The 19270-nt window shown below is 61.5% G+C and carries 19 protein-coding genes and 1 pseudogene; 5 read left to right on the top strand and 15 right to left on the bottom strand.

The features are described 5' to 3' along the window. Window positions 1-203: 203 nt before the first annotated feature. Entirely contained in the window at window positions 204-551 is a 348-nt protein-coding gene (locus tag MXB90_RS13935; RefSeq protein WP_250045904.1) for a DUF6455 family protein, read from the bottom strand. A gap of 275 nt (window positions 552-826) precedes the next feature. On the opposite strand from MXB90_RS13935, the pseudogene MXB90_RS17860 reads away from it, so the two are divergent. Then, window positions 827-934 (top strand): annotated as a pseudogene (locus tag MXB90_RS17860) (IS110 family transposase); the annotation flags it as partial. A gap of 8 nt (window positions 935-942) precedes the next feature. Here MXB90_RS17860 and MXB90_RS13925 read toward each other — a convergent pair. The 7 genes from MXB90_RS13925 to dctP all read right to left on the bottom strand — a co-directional run bounded on the left by MXB90_RS13925 (window position 943) and on the right by dctP (window position 7100). Next, window positions 943-1287: an IS110 family transposase gene (locus tag MXB90_RS13925; protein ID WP_462982310.1), complete on the bottom strand. Its 345-nt coding sequence runs from the start codon at window positions 1285-1287 to the stop codon at window positions 943-945. A 127-nt stretch (window positions 1288-1414) separates the two neighbouring features. Beyond that, window positions 1415-2035, bottom strand: a complete 621-nt coding sequence (locus MXB90_RS13920) for an EthD domain-containing protein (protein ID WP_250045902.1) — start codon at window positions 2033-2035, stop codon at window positions 1415-1417. Between the two features lie 23 nt (window positions 2036-2058). After that, window positions 2059-2862, bottom strand: a complete 804-nt coding sequence (locus MXB90_RS13915) for a sugar phosphate isomerase/epimerase family protein (protein ID WP_250045901.1) — start codon at window positions 2860-2862, stop codon at window positions 2059-2061. Between the two features lie 9 nt (window positions 2863-2871). After that, a complete protein-coding gene (locus MXB90_RS13910) occupies window positions 2872-3786 on the bottom strand; it encodes an SDR family oxidoreductase (protein ID WP_250045898.1) in 915 nt (304 codons plus the stop codon). A gap of 27 nt (window positions 3787-3813) precedes the next feature. After that, a complete protein-coding gene (locus MXB90_RS13905; RefSeq protein WP_250045897.1) occupies window positions 3814-5121 on the bottom strand; it encodes a TRAP transporter large permease in 1308 nt (435 codons plus the stop codon). After that, window positions 5118-5660, bottom strand: a complete 543-nt coding sequence (locus MXB90_RS13900; RefSeq protein WP_250045895.1) for a TRAP transporter small permease — start codon at window positions 5658-5660, stop codon at window positions 5118-5120. Before MXB90_RS13900 ends, MXB90_RS13905 begins: the two co-directional genes overlap by 4 nt. A 138-nt stretch (window positions 5661-5798) precedes the next feature. Further along, window positions 5799-7100, bottom strand: coding sequence for a TRAP transporter substrate-binding protein DctP (gene dctP / locus MXB90_RS13895; RefSeq protein ID WP_250045894.1), 1302 nt, complete (start codon window positions 7098-7100; stop codon window positions 5799-5801). A 330-nt stretch (window positions 7101-7430) separates the two neighbouring features. Here dctP and MXB90_RS13890 point away from each other — a divergent pair, with 330 nt between their 5' ends. The 4 genes from MXB90_RS13890 (at window position 7431) to MXB90_RS13875 (ending at window position 11690) form a co-directional block, all read left to right on the top strand. After that, window positions 7431-9386 (top strand): oxidoreductase, encoded by a 1956-nt coding sequence (locus MXB90_RS13890; RefSeq protein ID WP_250045892.1) that lies wholly within the window; start codon window positions 7431-7433, stop codon window positions 9384-9386. 89 nt (window positions 9387-9475) lie between these two features. Beyond that, window positions 9476-9883: a hypothetical protein gene (locus tag MXB90_RS13885; RefSeq protein WP_250045891.1), complete on the top strand. Its 408-nt coding sequence runs from the start codon at window positions 9476-9478 to the stop codon at window positions 9881-9883. Continuing rightward, entirely contained in the window at window positions 9880-10209 is a 330-nt protein-coding gene (locus MXB90_RS13880; protein WP_250045889.1) for a MaoC family dehydratase, read from the top strand. The genes MXB90_RS13885 and MXB90_RS13880 overlap by 4 nt, the downstream gene beginning before the upstream one ends. Continuing rightward, window positions 10206-11690 (top strand): class I adenylate-forming enzyme family protein, encoded by a 1485-nt coding sequence (locus MXB90_RS13875; protein ID WP_250045888.1) that lies wholly within the window; start codon window positions 10206-10208, stop codon window positions 11688-11690. The genes MXB90_RS13880 and MXB90_RS13875 overlap by 4 nt, the downstream gene beginning before the upstream one ends. A 21-nt stretch (window positions 11691-11711) precedes the next feature. Here the strand turns inward: MXB90_RS13875 and MXB90_RS13870 are convergent, their stop codons facing one another. The 7 genes from MXB90_RS13870 to MXB90_RS13840 all read right to left on the bottom strand — a co-directional run bounded on the left by MXB90_RS13870 (window position 11712) and on the right by MXB90_RS13840 (window position 19208). Beyond that, entirely contained in the window at window positions 11712-13940 is a 2229-nt protein-coding gene (locus MXB90_RS13870; protein ID WP_250045887.1) for a 3-hydroxyacyl-CoA dehydrogenase/enoyl-CoA hydratase family protein, read from the bottom strand. Then, entirely contained in the window at window positions 13940-15076 is a 1137-nt protein-coding gene (locus tag MXB90_RS13865; RefSeq protein ID WP_250045885.1) for a thiolase family protein, read from the bottom strand. Before MXB90_RS13865 ends, MXB90_RS13870 begins: the two co-directional genes overlap by 1 nt. Window positions 15077-15150: 74 nt before the next feature. Next, a complete protein-coding gene (locus MXB90_RS13860) occupies window positions 15151-15963 on the bottom strand; it encodes a sugar phosphate isomerase/epimerase family protein (RefSeq protein WP_250045884.1) in 813 nt (270 codons plus the stop codon). A 3-nt stretch (window positions 15964-15966) separates the two neighbouring features. Further along, window positions 15967-16668, bottom strand: a complete 702-nt coding sequence (locus MXB90_RS13855) for an ABC transporter ATP-binding protein (protein ID WP_250045882.1) — start codon at window positions 16666-16668, stop codon at window positions 15967-15969. Window positions 16669-16673: 5 nt separating this feature from the next. Further along, entirely contained in the window at window positions 16674-17438 is a 765-nt protein-coding gene (locus MXB90_RS13850) for an ABC transporter ATP-binding protein (RefSeq protein WP_250045881.1), read from the bottom strand. Next, complete coding sequence (locus MXB90_RS13845; protein WP_250045879.1) at window positions 17419-18321, bottom strand: branched-chain amino acid ABC transporter permease; 903 nt, start codon at window positions 18319-18321, stop codon at window positions 17419-17421. Before MXB90_RS13845 ends, MXB90_RS13850 begins: the two co-directional genes overlap by 20 nt. Next, the gene (locus MXB90_RS13840; RefSeq protein ID WP_250045878.1) at window positions 18318-19208 is read right to left on the bottom strand and encodes a branched-chain amino acid ABC transporter permease; all 891 of its coding nucleotides are present in this window, start codon (window positions 19206-19208) and stop codon (window positions 18318-18320) included. The genes MXB90_RS13845 and MXB90_RS13840 overlap by 4 nt, the downstream gene beginning before the upstream one ends. Between the last annotated feature and the right edge of the window lie 62 nt (window positions 19209-19270).

Genomic DNA, 19270 nt, shown 5'->3' with positions numbered 1-19270 from the left:
TCTTCATCGGAATCTCCTCGTCCATCATGCCGAGAAAATTCTACCTTCGCATCCCCTTAACCACGGGGAGGATTACCCTTACAAGACCTCCATCTGCTCACGCAGGCCTTCTCACAGGCGTGTCACGCGTCAGGAACACATCAATTCAATGGGTCGGAGCCACCGTATACGGACCACGTTTGCGGCAGCGGGTCCATGCCTGTTTACTCGGCCAGTTGTTGGTACAGTTCATAGTTCGGACAAAACCTGGCCGAAGCCTCCGCAGGTACATCCGAGGCCAGGTAACTGGCGCATTCCTCTACGTGGCCACATTCCGCGCAGGCCTTATTCGACGCGATCAGGTCCTGGGGATGCCGACGCAGGCAATAGGAATCAAGCCCGTGACGCTCGGCCATCGCCATCTGGCGAGTATCGACTTCGGCGCCGAAGCCAACGATGGATCGCAACTCGTTGCGCGACACGCCCATGTCGTTCAGGTCGACATCTGATATCATTCTGATCTCGGCAAGATCGCGGGTCTTCTCCTGCCACTTCTTGATACGTTCGAACATTGCGCTTCCTCTACTGAACCACAGCAATCCCAAAGCCATAATTCAAGATAGCGGCGCGCGGCGCGGCGCGACTTGATCTATATCAAGATTCTTTCTCAGGCGCTTCGGCGTCGATAGTCATCTTCAATATACCACCATCTCCAGCAAAATGAGATAAGCTGTCCCCAAGCGAACTCGAGGGAGACGTGCGCCGATTTGACAGCCCGCGCACCCCCAACCTTTTACTGAGTGCTGTCGGATCGGTCCGGCCCTACCGAAGGAGCCTTCTACGTCCCGAGCTACTGATCCGTCAGCGCACTCAGGCGATCAATGCGCTTCATGGCTATCTTGGCGAGTTCGGGCAGATTGTACCGCAGGGGACAGCCAATGCGGCGCGGCTGATCCCCTTTCCCTAGGCAGGCGTTTCCCGCGCCTTGACGCGCATCATCTGGGCAATCCCACGCGCGTCATTGCGGTCGCTCTTGTTGACTTGCGCCCTCAGAAACGCCTTGGTGTGCCGTGTCTCGACGCAGATCACCGGCAATCCAGCGCGCGCCATACCCTCAAACAGCCACTGCGACAGTGGACCAGCTTCGAGCTCGATCCGTTCGATACGGAAACCTGTCTCCGCCAAAGCCTTCGACAGATCCTCGGGATGGCTGATGACCTTGGCTTCTCGGCAAATTCGTCCGTTCTCATCGACGATGCAGATGGCGGTCTCTTTCACCGAAACATCCAATCCGGCATAGTGTTTCATGCTGAGCTTCCTCCCTGATGCTTGTGGCTGCTTCAAACAGACCACGTTCTACCATCAGCTCGAAGCCCAGCACCTCCACGAACGTCGACGACGGGGATCGGGCGCAAGCCGAATACCCCATCTGACCCTAGAAGCGATCGAATGGCAGACGATTGACCTGTGTGTAGGTAAGATAGGCTAGGCCCGATCCACCTACTTCTGTCACATGCCGCAGCATGGGACCTGTCACCGACAGCATTTGCCGCATGGAATTTGCAGCTATCCGTTCCGGCGACAACTCCACAAATACGATCCAGTCGATTGCGCCGGCATCGCCGTCCAGAACCGGCTCGGCATGGCAGGGCGCATGCTGGGAAATGGCCTGCACTGCGTCCCGCACCGCGGCCGCGCTAGCCCCACACAAAAGCAGGATCATGCGACGATGGGCAATGCGGGGGGGATTATCCGGGTGCTGCGTCCAATTCCCGATGCGCGCGCCTAGAAACCGCGCCTCGTCCTCGTGCAATTCGGCGCGCCGCGGCCATGTGGCGATGGTGTCAAGAAGCCGGTCGGGATCGGCAAACATCACTTCGGCAATGCCAAGAAACAGATCCTGCGCCTGACCGCCCTGCCAGAGCGTGCGCATTACATGGTTCTGAACATAATAGGTCAGGCCGGGCAGATCCTTGGCGATCTCGGCATGCGGACCGGACCAATGGGCGTGAAACGCGGCGGCGGTCATGCCCACGCGCGGACCGATCAGGGTCACCCGTTTGTTGGCCCTTGGCGCGTTCATGCCACGTCCGCCTGGTGCAAAAGCCGTCGGGCAGCGGTCAGCACCGCTTCGCAACGCGCAAAGTCAGAGCCGTTTGGAAAACGCGCAGCCGCAGTCGGAACCTCGACGTCGATACGCACATCGCGCGGCAGGGCGCGCAGAAAGCCGATCAGATCAAACGCCCCCTCGCCGGGGATCTTCCGATCCGCGACCGCCTCATGCAGCCATTCGTCCCGCGGGCGTTGCAGCGGGCCGTCGCATAGTTGCGCATGGCCAATAGGCACGGCGCAGGGCTGCGACATCGACGTGAGCCCTCCCTCATTGCGATAAAAATGCAAGACATCCGCGCTGATCGTCACCGGTGCATCAACGCCCTTCAAAAAATCGCAGGCCTGTGGATAGGTGTTCAGGTTGCCGAAAGCATGAAACTCCAGATGGACTGATATTCCGTGCTCTGCGGCACAGGCCGCGAATTGGGCAAGCGTATCGCGCGCGCGCGACAGGTCATCATCGCTGATCACTGCGGTCAGCCGCCTGGCGCCAAGCGTGCCCCCTACATCCAGCCCCTGCCGGATCGGATCGGTGATGCCCGCAGGAGTCATCGCGAAGACCTCAAGGCTGTAAATCCCGACGCCCAGTTCATCGGCCCTCGCCTTGAGCGCCCGCGCCTGTTCGACCGTCTTGACATAGGGCGCGTTGCTGTTCGCGCTGTGCTGGGCAAACAGGGTGACTGTCGGACATTTAAGCCTAGCGGCAATCTCGATCAATTCATCAGGCTGCGTTCCAATCGCGGCCAATTGATGCAATGATAGACGTTCCATTTTATCCCCTTACCCCGCGCTCACGGGCAATATCTGACACGCAGCCCAGTCTTCCACAGACGTAAGTGTTACCGGCAATTCTGCCAGAACCGGCCCCATGTCGATGAAAAATGGACGGGCGGTCGCATCATTGTACCAAGCGTATTTCAACGCCATTTCCCGCGCGAGCGTATCCGCATCCAGTGTCGCGATATTCCGGAACACCTGCGCCATGATCGCGCCACAGGTGTCAAGCGGCATGCTCTTGAACCGCAGCGGACGGCCCCAGACGCGGCCCAGCCGGCGCGCAAGATCGGGGCCGCGAATGGCCTCGGGCCCGCCAACATCAAAGGTCCGGCCTGCAAGGCCAGGCCGCTCGGCCGCTGCCACCATCAGCTTTGCCAGATCGTCATGGCTGATCCAGCAGACATCTAGCGTTTCTGCATGCGGATAATGGATCAGGTTGTCGTGTTCAATGGATGGCCAGGCCCATCCCCGCAACAGGTTGTCGATATAGACCACCGGCTGGATCGTGATGATTCGCGCACCGCTTGCCCGCAAGATCTCGCGCATCTCAAGCCGTGCATCCTGCGCCGCGATGCCCATTCGGTTTTCCGGCACGGGCATCGAGGTGTTGAACACAAGAACCTTCAGCGTCTTTGACGCAGCCGCAGCCGCCGCAATCGCCCGAGTGGCCACGATCATGGGCTCAGCCGCTTGGAAAGAGGTCGAGGGCAGGTTCAAAAGCACGGCCTCCGCCCCCTCCATCGCGCGCCGCAGGCTGTCGTGATCGGCATAATCCGCCGCCACCGGCCTGACACCCGCAGGCAGTGGCGCGCGTGTCGGATTACGCGAAATCGCGGTGACATCATGCCCGCCCGCCACCGCCGCACGAACCTGCGCGATCCCCTGATCGCCCGTCGCGGAAAACACGGCAATTTTCATGGCTTTGTCCTTTCTTCGCGGCTCAGATCAGTTCAGCAGGCCGGGCAGGAACAGCACAAAGGCCGGAACCAGGGTGATCAGCAAAAGCACCGCCATATCAACAGCCACAAAGCGCGATGCCCCGCGGAAGATCTGGCCAAGCGTGATCCCCCGCCCGACGATCCCGTTCAGGACAAAGACGTTAAGCCCGATCGGCGGGGTAATCATGCCCACCTCCAGCAGCTTGGCGATGAAGATCCCGAACCACAATTCATTTACCCCCAGCGTTGACGCAACCGGCAACACGATGGGCAGGGTGATGATCATCGCCCCGGTGGGTTCAAGGAACATTCCAAGGATCAGATAGACGACAACCACACCGGCAAGGAAAAGGTAGGATGACGAACTCATCGAGGTGATCACATCCGAGATGTAGCTGTCCACACCGCTTAGCGTGACGAACCGGGCCAGAAGATTGGCGCCGATCACGATCAGCAACAGCGCCGAGGTGGTGGCAAAGGCTTCGGCCACGGATGTGCTGAAATTGTGCCAGGTCAGCTTGCGCTGTGCCGCCGCGATCAGCGCACACATCGCAGCACCCACCGCGCCGGCCTCGGTTGGCGTGAACAGGCCCGCAAACAGCCCGCCAAACACCAGGAAGGCCAGCAAAAGCGCGGGGGAAACCTTGCGCAATTCGCTTAGCCGTTCGCGCATCGTATGTTGCTCATGCGAACGCGGGGCCACTTCGGGTTTCAGCGTCGCCCAGCCAACCACAAGGATCACATAGGCGGCCGCCGATAAAAGCCCGACCCCGACGCCGCCCAGAAACAGCTTGTTGATCGGCACCTCTGCGATGATGCCATACAGGATCAGCAGGATGCTTGGGGGGATCAGCGCGCCGATCGTGCCGGCGGCCGCAACCGTGCCGGTGGCAAGGCGCGGGTCGTAACCGTGGCGCAACATTTCAGGCACCGCGATACGCCCCATCGCCGCCGCCGTTGCGACAGACGACCCCGTTACTGCGGCAAAGCCAGAGGCGCCAAAGATGCTTGCCACCGCAAGCCCGCCTGGCAATCGCGCCAGCCAGACGCGCGCCGCCTCAAACAACCCGGCCGTGATACCCGAGTGATAGGCCAGATAGCCCATCAGCAAAAACATCGGGATCGAACTTAATTCCCAGCTTGCGGCAAAGTCGAAGGGAATGACCTTCAGCGCGCCGAAGGCAGGACGCCAGCCGAACATCGCGTAAATTCCCACAAAGGGCACGCTGAACAGCGCGATCGCAATCGGAACGCGCATCGCGATCAGAACCAGAAGGATGCCGATCCCGGTCAGGCCGATCTGAACATCGGTCATTGATCTTTCCTCTCCGAGGTCGAAAAGGTCGGGAACGCGGGCTGATCGTCATCAAAGACCGGACTACGCAGGATGTAGGCAATGAATTTTAAAACGAACAACAGCGACAAAAGCCCATAACTTGCCGGCGCTACGAAACGCGTGGGCCATGTCGGCACTTTCATGCCGCGTTCCATGCTGAATGAGCCTATGTGGAACTTGTCGACCGCCTCAACCCATGTGGCATAGCTGAGAAACGCGCAAACCACCGCGCTGAACAGAAAGATCCAGCCGGCAAGGTGCTTTTGCCCGCTTCGGGGCAGAAATTGCGTCACCACATCTGCGGCAACATGCTGGTTCAGCCGCTCGACATAGACCAGCGGCAGGAAGGTGACCATCGGCATATAGTATTTGGCGACCAGCGTCAGCGTCGCGGGCAACGGTTTGTTGAAAACCAGCTCCATAACGACGTCCAGCGTAACCTGAACCATCATGACGACGACCGCCATTGCGGCCAGGATACTTAAGACGGACGTGATGCCGTCGAAGATTTTCAGCACGGACCTCATATTGCCGCTACGCCTCCGCCTCGTCTCGGGCATCGAGCGAGGCCTGATGTCGGTTGAATTGGCCAGAACAGGCCGTTTGAGGCCCGTCCCGACGGTGCAATGGCGGGCACCTTGGGGTGCCCGGATCGGTCATCCGTCGATGCCGTAGGTCGTGACATCGACCTTGGACATGATTTCGTCGATATACAGCTGCGCGAAGGGTTCGACCTCCATCGTGTCGACCTGGTTCGTCAGACCCTTCCACTTCTCGATCAAGCCGGTGATGACCTCGATTTTTTCATCCACGTTCTGAAGGCCGTATTCCTTCTTGAACTGTTCGCGCACCACATCCAGATCCTGCGCGACGAATTCGGCGATCCGCAGCTTGTCTTCGTCGGTGACCTCATAGACATTCTTGCCTGCGTCGCGGAACTGCTTGACCCCGTCGAGATTGCGTTCCTTGCCGATGATCCAGCTGACAATCGGCTGCTTGGCGGCCGCGTTCAGCACAGCGCGGCGCTGGTCTTCTGTCAGGCTGGCCCAAGCGTCGCGGTTCATGTTGGCATTGCCGATGCCCGCGAACATGCTGCCTGGCATCATGTTCGTAAAGTGATCGGCAACCTCAATATATCGCAGACCGGTCAGGTTTTCGCCTTGGTTGGCCGAGCAATCTACGTTGCCGGTGCTCAGAGCGTCATAGATTTCATTGCCCGACAGGGCGACGCGCGTGCCGCCGAAATATTCGACGAAGCGGCCTAGATCAGCAGCGCCAGTCCTTACTTTCAGACCCTTGAGGTCGTCCAGGGCCTGCACCGGCTTGTTGCAGACAAGACCATATTCGACGGACGCCCCGCCGTTCAGGTAAACGGCGTTCAAGCCCTTCAACTGCGTCTGACAATCTTCGCAGTGAAGCATGATGTATTCCATCGAGGCGCCGATCATCGCAGGTCCCGGCCATTTCGCCTCGGTGCCCGAAATTGCAAGCAGCGCAAGGTTTGCGGGCAGGTTGAGTTCGGAATATTCGGCTGGGAAATAGGGGAACAGCGTAAAGCCGATATCGGCCAGGCCGTCGCGCACGCCGCCCGACATCTCATTCAGGCTGAGCAAAGACATCGCATAAACCTGCACTTTGAGGTCGCTGTTTGCCTCAACCGCTTCGGCAAAGGCCACGGCGGCGTCATGGTTGTAACTGGTTTCCGGAAGCCCCACTGCAAAGCGTAGCGTCTGGGCCTGTGCGCCTGTGACAGACAGGCCAAGTGCAAGGCCGGCGATTGCTGTGTATATATGCCGGGAATGCCCGGAAGCGTTCTTCTTCAGGTTCATATTGTCCTCCCTTGTGTCTTGCCGACGACGGGACTTGCCCGCCCGCCCTCTTCTCGCGGCCGTTCCCTGATGCGACATGCCTCCCCGCCTGTCGCACCCCTGGTCGCGAATCCGATGCTTCATCAGCATTACCGAAACCGGGCGTTGTGTATACTCATATCTTCTTTGTGTGCACGATGTTTCGAACTCTGCGTATGCTCTACCCGAAAAAATTGATGCGAAAGCCAGTTCAGGTGCGTGCGCCCTTTGAAAAAAACACGTTACCTGAAAGAAAATTTCCTAAGACTGCTGCCAAAGAGACCATTTCGCCCGAGTCCGCTGGGGGTTTAGGGTTGCTTAGTGTGTAGACAAAACTATAGTCTAGAGCATACAAAAATGTGATCGAATATGTAATAGCGTCACATGAGCCTGCGGATCCGAGTTTGCAGGCGGACGCATCTGACCGCATAGGAACCTCGCATGACCACCGAATTTCCGCACCTGTTCAAACCCTTTCAGATCCGCGGCATGGCGCTGCGCAATCGGATCATCGCGCCGCCGCATGGCCGCATCATCGCCGACCCGCAGGTTTCCGAAGCGGACTATGCTAAGTACGCGGCCTACTGGCTCGCCCGGGCAAGGGCGGGGTTGGGATGGATGGATGGGGTGAACGCCTTCATTGACAACCGGATGGTGCCCAAGGGGCTTCGGCTGGCCGGTCTTGGGGCCGTCATCCGCGGAACCATGCGGAAACCCAACTTTCGCGATGTATTTTCGCGCTTCACCGATGAAATGCATGCCGAGGGTACCGCCGTCACCGCCCAGATCATCATGCAAGGCGCTCAGCCCCATTCCGCATCGGGCATCCTGGCCAACTATACCAACAACCAATCCACCCACATTCTGACCCATGACGAAATTCAGCGCACGATTGAAGAATATGCCTTCACCGCGCGCGAAGCCGAAGCCGCGGGTCTTGACGGGGTTGAGATGCATGCCAATCACGAAGATGTCATGCAGCTGTTCATCTCGCCCTATACAAATCGCCGGACAGATGGCTATGGCGGCGACTTTGGTGCGCGGTTGCGCTTGCCGATGGAATGTCTTGCCGCCATGCGCGCGGTAACCGGGCCGAGCTTTGTCATCGGCATGCGCTTCAACATGGACGAATTCTTTGACGGCGGTTACGGGCTGGAAGAAGGGCTTCGCATCGCCAAGGCGTTCGAAGCCTCGGGGTATATCGACTATATCCATTGCGTGGTCGGCAATAACTGGGGCGCGCCCAGCTACGTGCAGCCGCATGTCTTTCGGCCGGCCGCCTGGGCGGAAATGGCGGGCAGGTTCCGTTCAGAACTGTCGATCCCCGTCGTCTATGGCGGGCGCGTCAGCGACCCTGTGTCAGGCGAGGCGGTGATTGCAAACGGCCATGCCGACTTTGTCGCGATCGCCCGCGCCTTCTTTGCCGATGCCGATTTTGTCGCCAAGGCCAAGGCGGGCGCACCCGATACCATTCGGCCCTGCATCGGCTGCAACGACTGTCTGCATGCCGCCGGGATCGAGGGCCTGCCCTTCGGATGTTCGGTGAACCCCCGCGCCGGGCGCGAGGCGGAACCCCTGCCCGCCAGGGTCGACGCAGCCCGTCGCGTAACGGTGGTGGGCGGTGGCCCCGCAGGCATGGAAGCGGCCGCCATCGCCGCCGAACGCGGCCATGATGTCACCTTATGGGAACGCGCCCCGAACCTGGGTGGCGCGATGCGTATCGCCGGCGCGGTGCCTGAAAACGCACAATATCTGAAGTTCATCGAGCATCAGCATAAACGCCTTGCCGATGCGGGTGTCACCATGCGGCTGGGAGAGGCCGCAACCGCCCAGACCATCCTGGCCGAGAAGCCCGATGTCGTCTTTCTGACCACAGGCAGCCGCCCGCGCGGGATTGATGTGCCCGGCGCGGATCACGCCTTCGTCGTCGAGGGGCGCGACGTCATGGCCGGGAAGGCCCAGGTCGGCAAAAACGTTGTCGTGATCGCCAAGGAAGATCATATGCAACCGCTGACCGTGGCCAGCTATCTTGCCGAACAGGGCTGCGCCGTTCGCGTGATCTATCAGGCGCCCGGTGTCGCGCCAGGGGTCGGCAAATATTCGATCGGCGGCATCCTGGGTAAGCTGACCGGGCGCGGCGTCGCGTTTACGGTGATGACACGCGTGGCCGAAATCGCGCCAAACCGGCTTGTGCTGCGCGATGTCTATTCCGGCGTCGCGCATGAGATGACGGGTTTCGATACGGTGGTGCTGGCCTGTGGCGGAACCCCGGATGCGGGTCTTTACGACGATCTGCTTGGCAAGGTGCCCGAGCTGCGGATCTTCGGGGATGCATATGTGCCGAACCGAATTCTTCATGCCACGCGCCAAGCATATGAAAACGCCTGTTCGATCTGAGGACGCACGGCGCCGCCTAAGGCGGCGCCGCGCTGGACCCGCCGGGGGAATGGTCGTCACGTTTCACACTCAAATATGCAAAAAGTGCCATGGACCAATTCGCAATTCCCGATGGGCGCTACCTGCTAAGCGCCGGAATGGACGACCTTGTGCGCCGGATGGCGCAGGCACCGGCGCGGACGGATCAACGCGCGCATCCGATCTTTGCCTTTGTCGCGGCACTTGGCGGGCTGGGGCTGAAGATCGCCGATCTGTCAGCCGCGCTTGGCCTTGCCTTTGAACGGGGGCCGGTTCTGGCGCGCTGCCGTATTGGCTACAACGCCCCACTTCTGGTTGACCGGCACTATGACGTTCGCGCGGATATCGAAGCGCTTGAACGCAAGCCAAGCCGCACATTCGGCGCGGCCGATCACCTGCATCTGTCGATCCGCCTGTCCGATGACTATCCGCGCAGCCAGACCCGGCTGCATATCATCTATCCGGCGGATCGCGCATGAGACGGCGGTTTGAGGATATTTCCGGGGATGATATGGCCGCCTGGTGCGCCCTACTGAATGACGACAACGCCATTCATCTAAGCCGCGAGGCGGCCGCAGCCGCCGGTTTTGGCCCAAGGCGGGTAAATCCGGGCCCCGCCAATCTTGCCTATCTCATGACCCTTGTCGGTAGGGATTTCGCCGTGCTCGACGCGCAGTTCGCCGGCAATGTGTTCGAGGGCGACGATCTGACCGCCGAGGTAAGCCAGCAAGACGATACCACCCACGCCCGCCTGCTGCGAGGCGCAGAGGTTCTTGTAACCGCCGTGTTCAAGGAGAAGCCATGACCACCCCGTTTGACGCCGCCCAGACCACGGTCTATCCGCTTGTTGCCATGCGCGCACGGGTCACACCGGATGCGCCGGCGATTGCGGATGCGCGGATACACCTAAGCTATGCCAGCTTGCTGGCGCGGGTTGATGCGGTCGCGGCAGGTCTTGCCGCGCGCGGGCTTGCGCGCGGTGACCGGATTGCGGTGATCTCGGAAAACCGTGCGGAATACACCATCTTGCAGCTGGCCGCCGCCAAACTGGGCCTGATCACCGCCTGTCAGAACTGGCGGCTTGCGTCGGCGGAACTGGCCTATTGCGTTGCGCTGGTGGCCCCTGCCCTGATCGTCGCGTCGGAACGTTTCCTGTCGCTGGTCAGGGATCTGGCCGATGGCGTGCCGGTTGCGCCCATCGACGGGCTGGACGGGGCCGGCATGACGCGCTGTGTAGCCGAACCGGAAGACGGGCTTTTCATTATCTACACTTCGGGCACGACGGGGCGGCCCAAGGCTGCGGTGATTTCACACCGGGCACAGATCGCCCGGATGAGCGCGCTGCGGCTGGATCTGAACATCCGGCCGGATGATGGATATATCTCTTGGGCGCCGATGTTTCATATCGGCGGAACCGAACATCTGGTTTCGGCCCTGATGTCGGGCGGGCCCGGCGTGATCGTTGATGGCTTTGATGCCGATGCGATCATCGACGCGCTGGAGGCCCAGCCGATCGGCTGGCTGATGCTGGTGCCGGCCACGATAGAGCCGCTGATCACTCGCCTGAAACAGCGTCGGCCCGCAATCCGGGCTGTGCGCGCGGTCGGCTGCATGGCCGATCTGGTGCCGCTTGCGGTGGTGGATGAAATCACGACGCTGCTGGATGCGCCCTATCTCAACTCTTTCGGCGCGACGGAAACCGGGATGCCTCCGCTTTCGGGCGACCTGATCGCGCCCGGGCGGGCGCGCGACAGCCTTGCCAAGCGCCTGTCGATCCTGACCGAATTGCGGCTGGTAGGACCGGACGGGCAAGAGGTGGCCGCAGGCGATGCAGGCGAGGCCTGGGTGCGGGGGCCCACATTGTTTTCAGGTTACTGGAACAACCCGGAGGTCAATGAAAAGGATTTTGCCGGCGGCTGGTTTCACATGGGCGACATGTTTCGCCTGACCGAACGGGGCTATGAATTCGCGGGGCGTTCAAAATATCTGATCAAATCCGGCGGCGAAAACATCTATCCCGCCGAGATTGAGCGCGTGTTGCTGGCCGATCCCCGGGTGGCCGATGCCATCGTCGTGAAAAAACCCGATCCGCGCTGGGGGGAAATACCGGTGGCGGTGATCGTGCGTCAGGATGAAACACTGACCGAGGACGCGGTGATGGATCTGTGCCGCGCGGCACTTGCGGGCTACAAGCGCCCCAAGGCCGTGCTGTTTGTCAACATGGAGGATCTGCCCCGCTCGGTCAGCGGCAAGATCATCCGCGAAAAGATCGAGGCGATGGTCTGAACCATCGCCCCGTCTGTGGTGTTACCGTTTCAATGTCGCGTACATGGCGGCGCGGGTTTCATCACGCGCGGCCATCCGCAACACGGCGGCGCGCTCCAGCGCAAGCATATCGCCTTCGGGCATCGGTCGCGACGGATCGCCCGTGGCGCCGCCGGTAACGACGCGCGCAAGATCCTCGGCAATCGCAAGCACGCGCCCGTCGATACGTCCCGCCGCATGATGCGCGCGGGTCGCATTCAGCGCACCGGCCATGCCGGCAGGCCCGGCCACCGCCAACAGCGCATCGACCGGCGGCTTGTAATCCGCGGCCATCGCGCGGGCGATCCCGATCGCCGCAGGTTCGACATCGTCGACATGCATCACGATCTCATCCTCGGGCCGCAAAAGGTGCAGCGCACGGGCCTCTGCGGCCGAACGCGTCATCGGGCCGGGCAGCAGCAAATCGACCGTTCGGGCCGCCACAGCCGCCGGACCCACCATGCCGGTGGCCGGATCGGACAGCCGCTGGAACATACGCGTGGTCCCGCCCCAGCCCGGCAAGATGCCCAGGCGGGTTTCCGGCAGGCCAAAAGACGCCTCGGCATGGGCGACGACACGGTCGGCATGCAACGTCACCTCGCAGCCCCCGCCAAGCGCAAGGCCACGCACGGCCGCCACCACCGGAATTGGCACGCCCCGAAGCGCGGCAAAGGTCGCCTGCCCGCGCGCCAGGAACGCATCCAGCAGCGCGGGATCTTCGGCTAGCTCAAGGAACCGGGCCAGATCGGCCCCTGCGGAAAACGCCCGCGCATTGCCCGGCGCCAGAACAAGCGCCGACAGCCTGCCCCCCGCTTGGCCGATCGCGTGATCAAGCAGGTCGAACACCTCGGGCGAAAAGACGCCCATCTTGGTCTTGATCCGGAAAAGCCCCAGGCCATCGCCCGCGTCTTGCAGCACCGCGGCTTCGTTTTCGGCCAAAACCGCCGCGCGCGTGGTGCCGGCGCGCGTCGCCTTGGGGTAAAAGCCGCCGTCGCGCGCGGCCTTGGCGATCAGATCGGGCACGGCTTCGCCCGCCGCAGCTAGCTGTTTGGCAATATAGTCGGCCCCCACACGATCAGCCTGGCGAAATGGCCCCTCGCGCCAGCCGTAACCAAGCGCCACAGCGGTGTCGATCGAGGGCAGGTCATGGGCGATTTCATCCGCCACATTCGCCGTATAGGTGACAAGCCGCGACAGAACGGTCCAGGCATAGGTGCCAAGTTTGCCGCCACCTTCGATCAGATCACGCAGATCGCCCGGCTTGGCGGGCCGGTCCAGCGGGCGATAGCTTTGTGCGGCCAGATCAAGCGCCTCACGGCTGCCATCCTTGGCCTTGCGATAAAACCCCGCCCCTGACTTGCGCCCCAGCCGGCCGGCCGCGTTCATCTGTTGCGACAGCGCGCTTGCGGCCAGATCATAGGATTGAAAGCCATCGGTCGCCGGCAAGGTTTCGACCAGCCGCCCCCAGACCAGCGGAATTAGGTCGATCCCGATCAGGTCCAGCAGGCCGAAAACCCCGGTGGCCGGCACGCCAAAGGCCGAAATGACCGCATCTGCCTCTTCCACGGTCAGGCCCTGGCGTTGCGCTTCCAGAACCGCCATCGCCATCCAGTAACAACCGATCCGGTTGGCGATAAAGCCGGGCGTGTCGCGGCAATCGACCACGGTCTTGCCCAGAACCTGCCGCCCGGCACGGCGCAGGCGTTCAACGCCCGCCAGATCCGACGCCGGACCCGAGACGATTTCCAGCAGTTGCATGTGACGCGGCGGGTTGAAAAAATGCGAGATCACGAAATCCCGGTTAAACCTCGCGCCAAGCCCCTCAACCAAAGCCTCGCGCCGGATGGTCGAGGTGTTGGACGACACGCTGGAACCGTCTTTGCGAACCGCCTCAAGCCGGGCATAAAGATCGCGCTTGGCGCCAAGATCCTCAATGATCGCCTCGACGATCCAGTCGGCTTCGGCCACCCGGTCAAGATGATCTTCGGTATTGCCCGCGCGCACAAGCGTCGCCGCCTCGGCTGACATGAAACCGCCGGTCTTGACCTGGCGCGCGATCCCGGCCTCGGCGGGACCATTGCGATTGCCATCGCCGCCGGGAATGTCGATCAGATCAACCAGGATGCCGGCATTGGCGAATTGCGCGGCGATACCGCCCCCCATCGCCCCCGCGCCGATCACCGCAGCGCGCTTGACCCCCGCTGCCAGGGCATTGAACGCCACCTTGCCCATCACGCCGCCTCCAGGATCATGGCGATGCCCATGCCGCCGCCGATACACTGGGTGGCCAGGCCATATTTGCCGCCCTCGCGCTGAAGCAAGGAGGCGCTTTTGCCCACCAGCCGACCGCCGGTGCCGCCCAGCGGATGACCCAGCGCAATGGCGCCGCCGTCAATGTTCAGCGTCGCCGGGTCAATATCCAGCGCGCGGCGGCAAGCCTCGGCCTGGCTGGCGAAAGCCTCGTTCATCTCGACGATGTCGAGATTGGCGATGGTCAGCCCCGCCCGGGCAAGCGCCTTACGGCTGCTTTCGACCGGTCCCATCCCCATGATCCCGGGCGCACAGCCCGACACGCCAAAGCTGGCGATCCGGGCAAGCGGGGTCAGATTGTAGCGTCTTAACGCATCTTGCGAACAGATCAGCAGCGCCGTCGCTCCATCGGTCATGGGCGAGGATGTGCCCGCCGTCACCGATCCGCCCTCAAGAAAGGCGGGCTGAAGGCTGGCAAGCTTTTCAAGCGTTGTCGCACGCGGGCAACCGTCGCGATCGACGATGCCGTCGGCGGTTTCTACCGGCGATATCTCGGCGTCCAGACGCCCGTCGGCCTGGGCGGCAAGCGCCTTTCGCTGGCTTTCGATCGCGAATTCCTCTTGTGTCGTGCGATCAACGCCATATTCACGCGCCACGCGTTCGGCAGTCAGCCCGACATTGATGAAATCGCTGACAAGTTCGGATGACCATTCCGGCGGCGGCACGATATTGAAGCCCATCATCGGCACCCGCGTCATGCTTTCGGCGCCGCCCGCGATGAAACAATCCCCCGCGCCCATCGCGATCATCCCCGCAGCCATCTGAATTGCCTGGATCGACGAGCCGCACCAGCGATTGACCGTAGCACCCGGCACCGTATCGGGAAGCCCGGCAAGCAGCCCGGTGACGCGGCCGATATTCAGGCCCTGTTCCCCCTCGGGAAAGGCGCAGCCCCAGACAACATCCTCGATCTCATCGGCGGGCACGCCGGTGCGCGCAAGAAGCCCGCGGATCGCCGCCGCGCCAAGATGATCGGGGCGCATAGCCGCAAGCGCCCCCTTGCGGGCAGGGGTGAAAGGCGTGCGGGTATAGGCCGCGATATAGACATCTGTGGTCATGGATCATCTTCCGTCAGTTGTTTTTTTGGATGCAAGGCTGTGCGGCATGGCGGTTCCCCGCAACGCGTGCCGGATCAGCCTCCCGCACCATCGCGAAGCAACGCGCGGGTCGCGGCGACAAGCCGCCTTGCACGCTCAACCGGTGGGACGCCGGCATCGGCGAGCCGTTTCAGCGGCACTTCGATATCAATCGGGCAATCGGCGGGAAGGGCCGCCAGAAACGCGGACAATGGAAACGCGCCTTCGCCCGGAATTCCACGGTCTTCAACCGCTTCGGCAAAGGCATTGGCGGGGGCAAGGAACGGCCCGTCGCAGATCTGCGCCGCGCCAATCACGCGCGGGTCGGTGGCGGCCAAATCCGCAACGCTGCCCCCGGTGCGGAAAAGATGCAGCGGATCGACAAGCAAGGTCAGGTTCGGGTGCCCACTGTCGGCGATGAAACGCGCACCCGCGCCGATGTTGCGTAACTCTGAGAATTTCATGAACTCGACCGATACCGCGATCCCCCGCGCGCCCGCCGCATCGGCCAGCGCGCACATCTGGTCAAGCGCGCGCGCCCGGTCCGGGTCTTGCACCAATGCGGTAAGACGACGCGCGCCAATCTCGGCCCCCATATCCAGCGCGGCGTCGAAATCAGCGATTTCGGTTTCCGGCGCGACCGAGAATACCTCAATATTATGCACCCCGACCCCGTGCCCGCGACAGGCGGCGACAAAGTCACGCAGCCCCTGCCCCGGCGGAATCCGGGGAAAGATGTCAAGCTTTGCTGACGGCGGGATCACGAACACCGATACAGACCCCAGCCCGACCTGCGCCGCAATGGCGGGCAGATCGGCCGGGGCCACATCGCGCAGGCAAAGCTGGTGCAAGGTCAGCGCAGGGTTCATCGCTCAGGCCCCCAGATAGCTGTCGATGATCGTCTGATCGCCGGCCAATGCAGCCGATGGGCCCTCATGGGTGATCAGGCCCCGGTCAAGCACATAGGCCCGGCTGGTCGCCTCAAGCGCGCGCAGCGCGTTCTGTTCGACCAAAAGCACGGTCAGCCCCTCTTGGTTCAGCTTTGTCAGCGCGTTGAACACCTGATCGGTGATCAGCGGCGACAATCCCAGCGAGGGTTCATCAAGCAACAAAAGCTTGGGCCCGCCCATCAAGGCCCGGCCAATCGCCAACATCTGCTGCTGCCCGCCCGACAAAGTCCCCGCAATCTGGTCACGGCGTTCTTCCAGCACCGGGAACAGTTCATAGACATGTTCAAGCGTATAGCGCGTGGTCCGGCTGCCCAGGGCGATCTGGCCAACCAGAAGGTTTTCATAAACGCTCATATCAGCAAGGATCTGGCGCCCTTCGGGCACATGCAGCAACCCCTGGCGGGCAACCGTATGCGCGCTTTGCCCGCGGGTTTCGCGCCCGGCGAACACGATATCGCCCGACTTGCGCCGGACCATGTTCGACAAGGCGTTCAGCAGGGTGGATTTACCCGCGCCATTCGACCCGATAAGCGCGACCATCTCGCCTTCCTCGACATGCAATGACACGCCGCGCAGCGCCTTGATCCCCTTGTAGGAGACGTGAAGATCCTTGACATTCAGCATATTGGTCAATGTTTCGATGTCCCGATATAGGCCGCGACCACCTTCGGATCGCGGGTGACCTCGTGCGGATCGCCAGCGGCGATCATACGGCCCGAGTCGAGCACGTAGACCTGTTTGCACAGCCGCGTGACAAAGCCCACATTATGTTCGATCAGCAAAAGCCCCATGCCGCTGTTGGCAAGTTCGCGGAAAATGGTGGCCAGCTCGTCGCTTTCCACATCGTTCATCCCCGCAACCGGTTCGTCCAGCAAGACGATCGCCGGCTCACTTGCGATTGCGCGCGCCATCTCAACCCGGCGCTGGTGACCATAGGCCAGATTGCCGGCTTCGAATTCGGCATATTCATCCAACCCAAACCGTTCCAGAAGCGCATGTGCGCGGTCGCGGAATTCACGCTGTTCACGCAGGGCAGCGCGCAGGCCGAACAAATTTGCCATCAAGCCCGACTGTTCGCGCCGGTGAAAGCCGATCATGACGTTTTCCAGCACTGTCGCCTCTGGCAACAGGCGGATGTTCTGGAAGGTGCGGCTGACGCCCTGGCGCGCGACAATATCGGCGCGGTCGGTAGAGATAGAGGCCCCGCCAAGACGGATATCCCCATGGGTCAGCGACAGCACGCCCGAAATCAGGTTCACCACGGTCGATTTGCCCGCCCCGTTCGGCCCGATCAGGCCGGTGATCTCACCCGGCGGCACGGCCATCGTGATCCCGTCGACAGCCTTGAGACCGCCGAAATGCTTGGAAACACCCTCAAGATGAAGTGACGGCATTCTTCGCCTCCTTGACTTTGACGCGGTTCGCGGCGGCAGCGGCGTGACGGCGACGGCGGAACCAGAACACGATCTCGTCGCCCACACCGTTCGGCAAGAAGGTGATGACAAGGATCAAGATCACCCCGTTCACCGCCGGGCGGTATTCGGCAAGCGGACGCGCAAGTTCGGGCAGGATTGCCATGATCGCAGCCCCCATGATCGGGCCAAGCAGCGTGGTGCGACCACCCAAAATGACAACGGTCAGAACGTTCACCATGAAGGCAAAGCCAAAGTTATGCGGCTCGATCTGGAACACGTAAAGCGATTGCAGCCCGCCAAACAGCCCGCCAATCGCGCCCGAAAGGATGAAGGCAAACGCGTGATAACGGCCGATGTTGACGCCAAGCGATGCGGCAACGCTTTCTTCCTGACGCAGCGCATCGAAGATGCGGCCCAGCCCCGTGCGTCCGATCGACCACATCACATACATGACGAAAGCCACGATAAAGATCAGCACGCCCGTATTGACCACCCGCGGAATTCCCGTGATCCCAAGCGCGCCGCCGGTGAAATCCTCGGCAAACAGCAAAAGCGAAATCACGATCTGCACAAAGGCCAGTGTGGCGATTGCCTGAAACGCCCCGCGCAGACGCGCAAGCGGCAGCGACAGCACAAGCCCCGCACCCCCCGCGATAACCATGCCCAGCACCACCGCCCCGACAATGGGAAAGCCGGTCTTGGTCACTAGGATGGCAACCGCATAGGCGCCGATGGCCGCAAATCCCGCAGTGGCGATGGAAAACACCCCCGCACGCAACGCGATCTGTTGCGAATAGCCAAAGCCGACTGACAGCAGGAAAAAGTCGATAATCGGCTGGTAGGCATAATATAGGTTGATCATTGGCGCGTCCCCCCCGCAACAGCATTGGCGTCACCGAACAGCCCGTTCGGCCGGATCAGAAGCACAATGAACAAAAGTGTGAAGATGATCGCATCCGTTAAACCAGAGGGCAGATAGGCAACCGTCAGCGATTGCATAACCCCCAGCATCAGCGAGGCCACAATCGCCCCCGGCACACTGCCAAGCCCGCCGATGACCACCACGACAAAGGCGCGCAGCATATAGGGCTCGCCCATCAGGAATTGCATCGAGTTGAACAACAGCCCGATCAGCACCCCGGCAAGCCCCGCAAGCGCGCCTGCGATGAAGAAGGTTTGCAAAAAGACGCTTTGAACATTGACCCCAAGCAGCGCCGCGGCGCGTTCATTGGTGGCAACGGCCCGCACCTGGCGACCGAAGCTTGTCTTTTTAAGGTAGAATATCAGCAGCACGACCAGAACAGCCACCGTCGCCAGAATGACGATTTGCAAAAGAGAGATCCGCAGTCCCAGGAAATTGAAAAACTTCACCGGGAAGGTGCCGAAGGGAAAATTCAGCACCTGCGTTTTGGAAACCTGCTGCGCGATTGAGATCAGGACCAGATCGACGCCGATCGAGCTGACCAGTGCCGGGAATTCGGCATTGCCGCGCTTTCGCAACGGGCGGAAGGCAACCAGATCGACCACAATCCCGATCACGCCCGTCGCCACCATCGACAAGCCGATGGCCAACAAAAAGGGCATGCCGCTGATCGTGCAGTAATAGGCGATGAAAGCACCGGCCATGAAGGTCGCGCCATGCGCGAAATTCAGCAGCTTCTGCACACCGAAGATCAGCGTGAAGCCCAATGAGAATAGCGCATAGACCGATCCTGTAACGAGACCATTCAGGATTTGCTGTGAGAGCATGAAGCCACCCTATTGTCGGGGCGCGACACCCCGGTTCCGTCTGCCCGGCAAGCCCCCGAAAG

This window comes from Phaeovulum molybdatiresistens, assembly GCF_023544865.1.
In the GTDB taxonomy this organism is placed as follows: domain Bacteria; phylum Pseudomonadota; class Alphaproteobacteria; order Rhodobacterales; family Rhodobacteraceae; genus Pontitalea.
This window is presented reverse-complemented; position numbering and strand designations above follow the sequence as displayed.